This window comes from Burkholderia sp. B10, from assembly GCF_004368385.1.
GTDB classification, from domain to species: domain Bacteria; phylum Pseudomonadota; class Gammaproteobacteria; order Burkholderiales; family Burkholderiaceae; genus Burkholderia; species Burkholderia vietnamiensis.
Window position 1 is genome coordinate 38,242 of sequence record NZ_PQMX01000049.1, and the last position, 9,902, is coordinate 48,143.

A 9,902-nucleotide genomic window follows, 5' to 3' on the forward strand; every position below is an offset into this window, starting at 1 on the left:
TTCGGCCGAACGGCCAGGTTTTGCGGGCCGCGAAATACGATAGACTCGTCGCCAGTCAATACGCTGTCCCGGGCGTCTTCGTCTGCCATTACGTTCATCGATGCGCTATTCGGTCGAAATCAGAAAGTTTCTCTACAGCCAGTACTTCTTCGGTGGGCTGAGAATCGCGTTCGGCGTGTCGCTGCCCGCGGTGCTGTGCCTGATCGTGTTTCACAACCGGGAGCTCGGCTTCACGATCTCGACCGGTGCGCTCGGCGCGTGCGTCGTCGACATGCCGGGCCCGCTGAAGTACAAGCACAACGAAATGCTTGCGTGCAGCGTGATCGGCTTTCTGGCCGCGCTCGCGACGGGCCTCGCCACGCCGCACATCTTCGCGCTGTGGCTGACGATCGTCCCGCTCACGTTCGTGCTGTCGCTGATCGTCGTGTACGGCAACCGCTGGCCGCAAATCAGCTTCGCGACGCTGTTCATGATGGTGATGACGCTGGAGGAGAACTTCACGCCGCTGCAGGCGTTCGTCAATGCCGGCTGGATTCTGGCGGGCGGCCTCTGGTACACGTACTGGGCGACCATCGTGTCGCAATGGCAGGCGCGCCGGATCGAGCAGCAGGCGCTCGCGGAGAGCCTGTTCGCGTGCGCGGACTACCTGCAGGCGCGCGCGCAGTTCTACGACCTCGACGCGGATCTCGACGAGTGCTACCGCAATCTCGTCGCCAAGCAGATCACGGCGGTCGAAACGCAGGAAACCGCCCGCGACATCGTGCTGCGCAACCTGCCGAAGCTGCGCCGCGGCAAGCTCGATCCCGGCCGCACGACGATGTACAACCTGTTCATCAACAGCGTCGACCTGCACGAGCTATTCGTCGGCGCGCATACCGACTATCCGCTCGTGCGCAACACGTTCGGCGGCTCGGACCTGATCATTTTCTATCGCGACCTGATCGGCAAGGCGGCGGCCGATCTCGAGGAAATCGGCCTCGCGGTGCTCGAGAACCGCGCGCCGCATTCGCGCATCAGCGTGAAGGCCGAACTGCGCGCGATCGAGTACGAGATCGAGCTGATGCGCAAGAAGAACTTCGCGGCGGCCAATGCCGAGGCGTACGCGGCCGTGCTCGCGACGTTCCGGCGGATCTGGAGCGCGACGCGGCTGATCGACCGGATGCGCCGCAACCTGTCGGGCCGCGCCGATCCGCAGCAGACCGAACTGAAGATCGACAAGGCGCTCGTGCGGTTCCTGCAGCGGCGCCGGATGTCGCCGCTGCTGATCTTCTCGAACCTGAACATGCGCTCGCCGAGCTTTCGCCACGCGCTGCGCGTGACGATCGCCGTCGCGGTCGGCTTCTGGCTCGGCAGGCTGCTGCCGCTCACGAATGCCTACTGGATCGTGATGACGACCATCATTATCCTGAAGCCGGGCTACTCGCTGACCAAGCAGCGCAACGCGCAACGTATCGTCGGAACGCTGATCGGCTGCGCGGCGAGCATCGCGCTGATCTATTCGGTGAAGGAGCCGCACGTGCTCATCGCGATCATGTTCGGATCGATGGTGATGAGCTACAGCCTGCTGTTGTTCAACTATGCGGCGAGCGTCGTGTTCACTTCGTCGTACGTGCTGCTGATGTTCCACCTGCTCGCGCCGGGCAGCATGCGCATCATCGGCGAGCGCGCGATCGACACCGTGGTCGGCTGCATGATCGCGATCGCCGCGAGCCGGCTCTTCCCGTACTGGGAATACCGACTGATGGGCAAGCTCGTGACCGACATGCTGAGCTCGACCCGCAAGTATTTCGAGGCGGCGTGGCGCGCCGGGCGCGGCGCCTCGGCGCCTGCCGTGCCGGTCGCGGACGGCGCGGCTGCCGTGCCGGTCGTTGCCGCGGCGATCGAAGCGCCGTCCACCGCGCTCGACGACGACTATCGCTACCGCCTCGCGCGCAAGGACGTGCACATCGCATTCGCGAACCTCGGGCAGGCGTTCCAGCGGATGATGATCGAGCCGAAGGCGCACCAGCGCTTCGTCGCCGAACTCAACGACCTGCTGGTACAGGCCCACGTGCTCGGCGCGCAGATCACCGCCGCCGCGCCGCTGATTCGCAGCGCATGCTCAGCCGACGGGCAGCGCGTTCACGACGACGCGCTGCATCGCGGCCTGTCCGCCGTGCTCGACAACCTCGAAAAGGCGGAAGCCGGCGAGCCGCCGCCGGCCGACCATCTCGATACGACCAGACAGATCACGCGCGCGCTCGACGAAATGGTCGTGTCGGCGGAAAAATCGGACGCCGTGGGCGCCGACCTCACGCACGACCTGAAGGTTCTCGCGCACCAGTGCAAGCAGATGCTGGCGTCATCGCTGCTGATCCGCAAGGACGCGAGCGTCATCCGGCTGCCGGCGTGACTAAGCGGGTGCGCAATGGTTCGACCGGCCGATCTTCCCGGCCGCGCGTGCCTCGTGACGCGTGATTCCGCGCGCGATCAACACGGTGCGTGAGCGCATTCTGCTGTTCCACGTGTTGCCGATGCCGTGCTGATGTCGATCGGCCGGTGGACCGGCGTGGGCAGCGACGGCAGCCTTCGGAGGCGAGCGCAGGCTTCGGCGGCCGCGTCGGTCCCGACGCAACAGAGCGCGTCGTCACGCCTCACGCCTCTTAGGCGCACATCGCTCCCGCCCCGTAGAGCACGCGCCTGCGGCTGCGCGCCCGCGCCGACGTCAGTGCGACGCGGCGCTCGCGGCCTCGGCCGGGTGGGCTTCGTCGTACGCGTGCTTCTGCGAGATCGCGTTGTACATGATCGTCCCGATCACCAGGAGTACGGCCACGACGATCAGGATGCTCACGTTGCGGACTGGGTTCTTCTTGCGCTGATCGTTCATGGCCGGTGCGGCTCCGTCGAATTCGTCGAAGCGGGCATTCTACGCGCTTGCGCCCGTTACGACGCGCCGGGTTGCGCCGTCGCACTGCGCCCCTGGTTTTCCGTCGAACATCGTTTCCGTGCGCGGGCGCGCGCCGCTGACGGGCAGGCAACACGCCGCACAGCGCCGACCGATGTGCGCGCGCACCGCGTTACGCCGGTTCGGACACGTCGCGCACCGGCAACGCGGTCGAATACTTGATCTGCTCCATGGCGAACGACGAGCTCACGTCGAACAGCGGCACCATGCGGATCAGCTGCTTGTACACGCGGTCGTAATCGTCGATGCCCGCCACCACGACACGCAGCAGATAGTCGGTTTCGCCGCTCATCCGATAGACCTCGACGACTTCCGGCATGTCGCGCACGACTTGCGTAAAGCGCTGGGCCCACTCCTCGGTGTGCTGGTTCGTGCGGATCGCGACGAACACGGTGGTGCCGACGCCGAGCTTGCGCGGGTCGCACAGCGCGACCTGCGCACGGATCGCGCCGGTTTCCTTCAGTCGCTGCACGCGCTTCCAGCACGGCGTCTGCGACAGGTTCACGCGCTGCGCGAGTTCGGCGATCGGCAATGTGGCGTCCGCCTGCAACAGCTCCAGCAGCTTGCGATCGATGGCATCCATTTATCTGGTCCCTCGTAGATAGAAATTTTTTCTATGCATCCAGCATAACGGGGAACAATATGGAAAGCACTCGCTGCCGTCGACCGGGATAAATACCAATCCGCGCGCATCCGACACCGCCTCACCCCCGGTTCGGGCGCGGGCGGCGCCGAGTTACGCCGCCCGTCAAACGAAACAGGCGACTTCACCCGTTCGGGTGAAATCGCCTGAAGTCACGACAACGGCGGCCGCCGCGCATGGACGGCGCGGCGGCGCGGCAGCGGTCAATACGCGACGGTCGCGATCTCGCGCACGAAGCTGTGCTGCTCGAGCGCATCGACGAACGCGACGGCGTAATCCTCCGCCGAGATCCGGCTGTCGCCGTGCGCGTCGGCGATCAGCGTGCCCGCGCCGGTGCGGAACGCGCCGGTGCGCTCGCCGGGCGCGATCAGTGCGGCGGGCGCGAAGAACGTCCAGTCGAGATCGCCGACCGTTTTCAGATAGTCGAGCGCTTCGCGATGCGCCAGCGCGACCGCCTTGTACGCCTGCGGGAAGCCGTCGGTGTCGACCAGTTGCCGGCCGGGCGCGACTTCGAGCGAACCCGCGCCGCCGACCACGACGAGCCGCTTCAGCCCGGCCTGCCGTGCGCCCGCCACGAGCGCCCGCGCGGCCGCGACGACCTTCGCGGCATCGTCCTGCTGCGGGCCGTATGCGCTCGCGACCACGTCGTGACCCGGCAGCACGGCCGCAATGCTGGCCGGCTCGAACAGGTCGGCCGCCTGCGCGACGATGCCGTCGCCGGCCGCGCCCGGTCGGCGCGACAACGCGGTCACGCGATGGCCGCGGCGGGCCGCTTCAGCGGCGATGCGCGAGCCGATCATCCCGGTGGCGCCGAACAGCGCGATGTTCAATGGATGGTGCGTCATGTCGATTCTCCAGAAATAAAAGTAACTACAGCGATTACATATAAGGCCGAAAAAAAACGGAGCGAACTCCGTTGCGCAAACCACCGCGCGGTCCACTAGGCGCCGCCCCAGCGCCTTCACCAGCCGGCGCCCTACCCCGCGCCGCTGCGTTGCTCCGATGCGAGCACGTCCGCCGTGACGTCGGCGAGCGTGCGCGTGGCGAGCGATGCTTCCATCGCGCGCTGCGCATCGCCGATATAGTCGATCAGCACGCCCTGGATGTGCCGCCCGACCATGCACGCCGGATTCGGTGCCTCGCGATGGAGCGCGAACAATTGCGCATCGTCGACCGCGCGATACACGTCGAGCAGCGAGATGTCGCCCGGCTCGCGCGCGAGCAGCGCCCCGCCGCCCGCGCCGAGCTGCGACGTGGTCAGCCCGGCCGCCGCCAGCATCGACAGCAGCCGCCGGATCAGCGCCGGGTTCGTGTTCACGCTGCCCGCGATGATCTCGGACGACAACGGCACGCCGTCCTGCATCGACAGCAAGGCAAGCACGTGCACGGCAAACGCGAACCGGCTGCTGGTATTCATTCGTCACTCGCTCAACGACGCCGGCCCGAACCGCGACCGGCGACAATGTGTAACCACTATAATTACATTTGACGACTTGTGCAAGCGCACCGTCACTGGCCGCTGGCAGGCTTTGCGCCGGCCGCGTTCTGCTGGCTCCACTGCTGGAGCTTCTTGCCGGCCTCGGCCATCTTCGCGCCGGCTTCGGACGCCGCATGCGCGACGACCGCCGACGCGGCCGCATCGAACTGCGCCTGCGCGGCCGATGCCAGCCCGCTCGCGGAAAGCGGCGGCACCGCAGACGCAGCCGACGCGATGCCGGCCTTCGCGGCATTGAGCTGCTGGCTCACGGTGCTCGCTACCTGGTCGAGCGCCTGGGCCGCGTGGTTCGCGGCATCGGCGGCCGCGCTCGCAGCCGTATCGGGTTGGTTCGCCGGCGCACCGGACTTCTCGCAGCCCGCGAGCAACAGCACCGTAGCAGCGGCCGCAGCCGCCAGCATCGCGCCGGGCGCGCGTCGCGCCGGCCATGTCTTCATCTTCATCAGCAATCTCCGGCCATGCAGGTACGGCCTGGTTGGTTGGACCGGTGTCGATGATACCGCCTGTGTCACCGCGGCCATGAAGCGTCGCGATCGAACACGCGGTGCAATTTCGAATTCGTCTGATTCAAGCGCCCGCGCAACGCTACTAAAGTCGGCAGGCCTACAACCGTTTCGCTCGCTTCCCGCTCCCCATGGCTTTTCTCATCGACTGGTTCATCGCGCTGGCCGCGGCACTCGCCACCAGCCTGTTCGTGTGTCTTCGCGCGCCAGCCGCGCGGCGCTTTCGCGACGACGGCCGCCCGCGCCGCGTCGCATCCGCGCGCCTGCTCGCCCAGGCAGTGATCGGCTTCTGGACGGCGGCGCTGATCGTCGTGCAGGGCATTCTCGGCCCCGACGGCCACGGACAATCGGTCACCGGCTTCGCCTCGCTGGCAATCGCCGCGCTCGGGCTCGCCGCCGTCGCCACCTATTGGACCGCCCGCGCGCTGCGGCTGCGCCGCCCGCGCCACATGTTCACGCGCCACTGACGCACCAGACCGGCGCATCGCACCGCACCACCACGCGCCACACGCGCCAGCACGCGCACCAGTTGCGCACACTCCGCACCGCACGCGTGCGTTTTCTGCCGAAATGACGCCGTCGGCAGCTCGCCCCGTTTTCGTGCAACCCTCACCCGAAAGCCGCGCCGCACGGCACTTCGCACCAACTACACGCACTCACTCACCAACTTGGCTCGAAATTTGCATTCCTTGCCCATTTTTTGCGCAAGGATGTAACGGCATGGATGGTCTGAAATCCGGCGTCGACACACTGTTCCTGTTGATCGGCGCCGTCATGGTGCTCGCGATGCACGCGGGCTTCGCTTTCCTCGAACTCGGCACGGTCCGCAAGAAGAACCAGGTCAACGCGCTGGTGAAGATCCTGGTCGACTTCTCGGTGTCGACGCTCTCGTACTTCTTCATCGGCTACACGATCGCGTACGGCGTCGAATTCTTCGACGACATCGGCTCGCTGTCGCAGCACAACGGCTACGCGCTGGTGCGCTTCTTCTTCCTGCTGACGTTCGCCGCGGCCATCCCGGCAATCGTGTCCGGCGGCATCGCGGAACGCGCGAAATTCAATCCGCAGCTCGTCGCCACGATGATCATCGTCGGCTTCATCTATCCGTTCTTCGAAGGGATCGCATGGAACGAGCGCTTCGGCGTGCAGGCGTGGCTCACGCACGCCTTCGGCGCGCCGTTCCACGATTTCGCGGGCTCGGTGGTCGTCCATGCCTTCGGCGGCTGGGTCGCGCTGCCGGCCGTGCTGCTGCTCGGCGCACGCCACGGCCGCTATGCGAAGGACGGCCGCATCGCCGCGCATCCGCCGTCGAACATTCCGTTCCTCGCGCTCGGCGCGTGGGTGCTGGCGGTCGGCTGGTTCGGCTTCAACGTGATGAGCGCGCAGACGCTCGACAAGATCAGCGGCCTCGTCGCCGTGAACTCGCTGATGGCGATGGTCGGCGGCACGCTCGCCGCGTGGATGGCCGGCCGCAACGACCCGGGCTTCACCTACAACGGCCCGCTCGCCGGCCTCGTCGCGGTGTGCGCGGGCTCCGACGTGATGCACCCGATCGGGGCGCTCATCACCGGCGCCGCGGCCGGCGCGCTGTTCGTCGCGATGTTCACCTGCGTGCAGAACAAGTGGCGCATCGACGACGTGCTCGGCGTGTGGCCGCTGCACGGCATGTGCGGCGCGCTCGGCGGCCTCGCGGCCGGCGTGTTCGGGATGCCCGCGCTCGGCGGCCTCGGCGGCGTGTCGTTCATGTCGCAGCTGATCGGCACGCTGGGCGGCATCGCGATCGCCACCGCGGGCGGCACGCTGGTGTACGGCGCGCTGAAGGCGACCGTCGGCCTGCGGCTCGATCGCGAAGCCGAGTTCGACGGCGCGGATCTGTCGATCCACCGCATCTCGGCGACGCCGGAGCGCGACTGAGCGACGCCCGAGCGCGACTGAGCGTCGTCAGCGCGTGAGGCGGGCGTCGGGCCGCCCGCCTCACGCCGGCCCGCCCCATCATTACGTTTTCAATTCAAAAAACTTTCATCTAGCGTCCCTACACTTCCGTCCAGTTTTCAACTTGCCTTCGTCTTGCTTGCCACTCGCCTGCACGACGAAAGCCATTCTTCCAACATCTGAAACTGGACTCCACATGCCCGCGTTGCCCAATGCTTCCCGTCGTCAGGCCCTGAAGATCCTCGCCGGGGCGCCGATGCTGCCCCTTTCCGGCCTCGCGCTGCCGGCCCTGTTGACCGGCTGCGGCGGCGACGACAATCCGACGGCCACGCCGGCCGCCGCCTATGCGTCGGCCGCGTTCGCCGCGATGGCCGCGCCGACGCTCGACAATCCGGGCGCGATGGCCGCCACGACGGTGGGCTCGACGCTGGCGGTGTCGTTCTCGGACGGCTCGTCGCGCAACTTCAAGCTCGCGTACCGGCCGTTCTTCGTGACGGGCGACATGGTGCCGGACGGCAAAGGCGGCACGATCCTCGCGGGCGGCTACTACGACATCAACAACCAGCCGATCATCGACCGCTCGGTGGCCGGCAAGGAGCGCCAGTTCTATTCGGACTGTCCGGACGGCAGCTCGCTGCTCACGCTGAAGAACGCGAACGTGGCGGGCGTGAAAGGCAACACGGTGTTCGCCGTCGTGCAGTTCGAATACACGACGCGCGACCAGGCGAGCGCGTCGCAGTACGGCCAGCTGCCGTCGCCGATCGCGGTCATCACGCTCGACCAGGATCCGGCCACCGGCGCGCTGAAGGTCGTCAAATATCACAACGTCGACACGTCGAAGGCGCACGGGCTGTGGATCACCTGCGGCGCGAGCCTGTCGCCGTGGGGCACGCACCTGTCGAGCGAGGAATACGAGCCGGACGCGACGAAGGCCGCGACCGACGCGCAGTTCAAGGCGTTCAGCCGCAACACGTTCGGCGACGAGACGAAGGCGAACCCCTACCACTACGGCCATCTGCCCGAGATCACGGTGAATCCGGACGGCACAGGCACGGTGAAGAAGCACTACTGTCTCGGCCGCATCTCGCACGAGCTGATCCAGGTGATGCCGGACCAGCGCACCGTGATGATGGGCGACGACGCGACCAACGGCGGCCTGTTCATGTTCGTCGCCGACAAGGCGGCCGACCTGTCGGCCGGCACGCTGTACGTCGCAAAATGGACGCAGACGACCTCGGCCGGCGCCGGCAGCGCGACGCTCACGTGGATCAGGATCGGCCATGCGACGAGCAGCGAGATCGAGACGCTCGCGAACACGCTGAAGGCGTCGGACATCATGGACGTCGCGACGGTCGATCCGGCCGACGCGAGCTATACGAAGATCCACTTCGGCGGCAAGTTCAACTGGATTCGCGTGAAGCCGGGGATGGAAAAGGCCGCCGCGTTCCTGGAGACGCATCGCTACGCGGCGCTGATCGGCGGCAGCATGGCGTTCACGAAGCTCGAGGGCACGACGGTCAACGCGCGCGACAAGATCGTCTACTCGGCGATGTCGCGGATCGAGACGTCGATGATCAAGGGCAACGCGGTGTCGCGCGACGTCGCGCTCGACAAGAAGATCGCCGCGGGCGCCGTCTACGCGCTGAACCTGAAGGGCAGCCAGCGCGACACGACGGGCGCCGCGATCGACAGCGACTGGGTGCCGGTCGACATGAGCGCGCCGGCCGCGCTGGTCGGTGAGGACCTGGCCGCCGCCGACGCGCTCGGCAACCTTGCGAACCCGGACAAGATCGCGAACCCCGACAACCTGAAGTTCTCGGAGAAGCTGCGCACGCTCTTCATCGGCGAAGATTCAGGCATGCACGTGAACAACTTCCTGTGGGCGTACAACGTCGACACGAAAGCCCTCACGCGCGTGCTGTCGTGCCCGGCGGGCGCCGAATCGACGGGCCTGCACGCGGTGGACGAGATCAACGGCTGGACCTACATCATGAGCAACTTCCAGCACGCGGGCGACTGGGAAACGCCGCTGCACGACAAGGTCAAGCCGACGCTCGATCCGCTCGTGCGCGCGAACTTCAAGGACCGCTTCGGCGCAAGCGTCGGCTATCTGACGGCCGAGCCGACCAGCATCAAGCTCGCGAAGGCCTAAGCGTCAACCGGGGCGCGCGGCGCCCCGCTTCATCGTCACGTTTCATTCGTCGGCGCTCCACGCCGTCTTCTGCGCGATGCCCATTGCGGGCGTCGCGCTTTTTTTTGGTTCATCGAGGATTACCGGGGAAGGCGGCGCGGATCTTGAGGAAGAAGTATTCATCGTCACGGTACCCGTAAGCCCGACGCTTGATGACCTTGATGGTGTTGTTGATGCCTTCGACGACGCTGGTA

The 9,902-nt window shown here is 66.7% G+C and carries 10 protein-coding genes; 4 read left to right on the forward strand and 6 right to left on the reverse strand.

Annotation, left to right across the window (positions count from 1 at the left end):
• Positions 1-100 precede the first annotated feature (100 nt).
• The gene (locus C3Y15_RS22175; protein WP_059894770.1) at positions 101-2,392 is read left to right on the forward strand and encodes an FUSC family membrane protein; all 2,292 of its coding nucleotides are present in this window, start codon (positions 101-103) and stop codon (positions 2,390-2,392) included.
• Positions 2,393-2,704: 312 nt separating this feature from the next.
• Here the strand turns inward: C3Y15_RS22175 and C3Y15_RS22180 are convergent, their stop codons facing one another.
• From C3Y15_RS22180 to C3Y15_RS22200, 5 genes are all read right to left on the reverse strand, one after another.
• Positions 2,705-2,866 carry a hypothetical protein gene (locus C3Y15_RS22180; protein WP_011884072.1) on the reverse strand — a complete coding sequence of 54 codons (162 nt, stop codon included), beginning with the start codon at positions 2,864-2,866 and terminating at the stop codon, positions 2,705-2,707.
• Between the two features lie 190 nt (positions 2,867-3,056).
• Entirely contained in the window at positions 3,057-3,527 is a 471-nt protein-coding gene (locus C3Y15_RS22185) for an Lrp/AsnC family transcriptional regulator (protein WP_011884069.1), read from the reverse strand.
• 263 nt (positions 3,528-3,790) lie between these two features.
• Positions 3,791-4,432, reverse strand: a complete 642-nt coding sequence (locus C3Y15_RS22190; RefSeq protein ID WP_059462926.1) for an NAD(P)H-binding protein — start codon at positions 4,430-4,432, stop codon at positions 3,791-3,793.
• 131 nt (positions 4,433-4,563) lie between these two features.
• Complete coding sequence (locus tag C3Y15_RS22195) at positions 4,564-5,004, reverse strand: Rrf2 family transcriptional regulator (RefSeq protein WP_011884064.1); 441 nt, start codon at positions 5,002-5,004, stop codon at positions 4,564-4,566.
• A 92-nt stretch (positions 5,005-5,096) separates the two neighbouring features.
• Complete coding sequence (locus tag C3Y15_RS22200; protein WP_011884063.1) at positions 5,097-5,525, reverse strand: hypothetical protein; 429 nt, start codon at positions 5,523-5,525, stop codon at positions 5,097-5,099.
• Positions 5,526-5,716: 191 nt separating this feature from the next.
• On the opposite strand from C3Y15_RS22200, the gene C3Y15_RS22205 reads away from it, so the two are divergent.
• The 3 genes from C3Y15_RS22205 (at position 5,717) to C3Y15_RS22215 (ending at position 9,669) form a co-directional block, all read left to right on the forward strand.
• Positions 5,717-6,052 carry a hypothetical protein gene (locus tag C3Y15_RS22205; protein ID WP_011884061.1) on the forward strand — a complete coding sequence of 112 codons (336 nt, stop codon included), beginning with the start codon at positions 5,717-5,719 and terminating at the stop codon, positions 6,050-6,052.
• Between the two features lie 253 nt (positions 6,053-6,305).
• Complete coding sequence (locus tag C3Y15_RS22210; RefSeq protein ID WP_069246191.1) at positions 6,306-7,499, forward strand: ammonium transporter; 1,194 nt, start codon at positions 6,306-6,308, stop codon at positions 7,497-7,499.
• Positions 7,500-7,713: 214 nt separating this feature from the next.
• Positions 7,714-9,669: an alkaline phosphatase PhoX gene (locus tag C3Y15_RS22215; protein ID WP_059460884.1), complete on the forward strand. Its 1,956-nt coding sequence runs from the start codon at positions 7,714-7,716 to the stop codon at positions 9,667-9,669.
• Positions 9,670-9,778: 109 nt separating this feature from the next.
• Here C3Y15_RS22215 and C3Y15_RS22220 read toward each other — a convergent pair.
• A partial coding sequence (locus tag C3Y15_RS22220; RefSeq protein ID WP_148091201.1) for a transposase occupies positions 9,779-9,902 on the reverse strand: 124 nt, incomplete at its 5' end.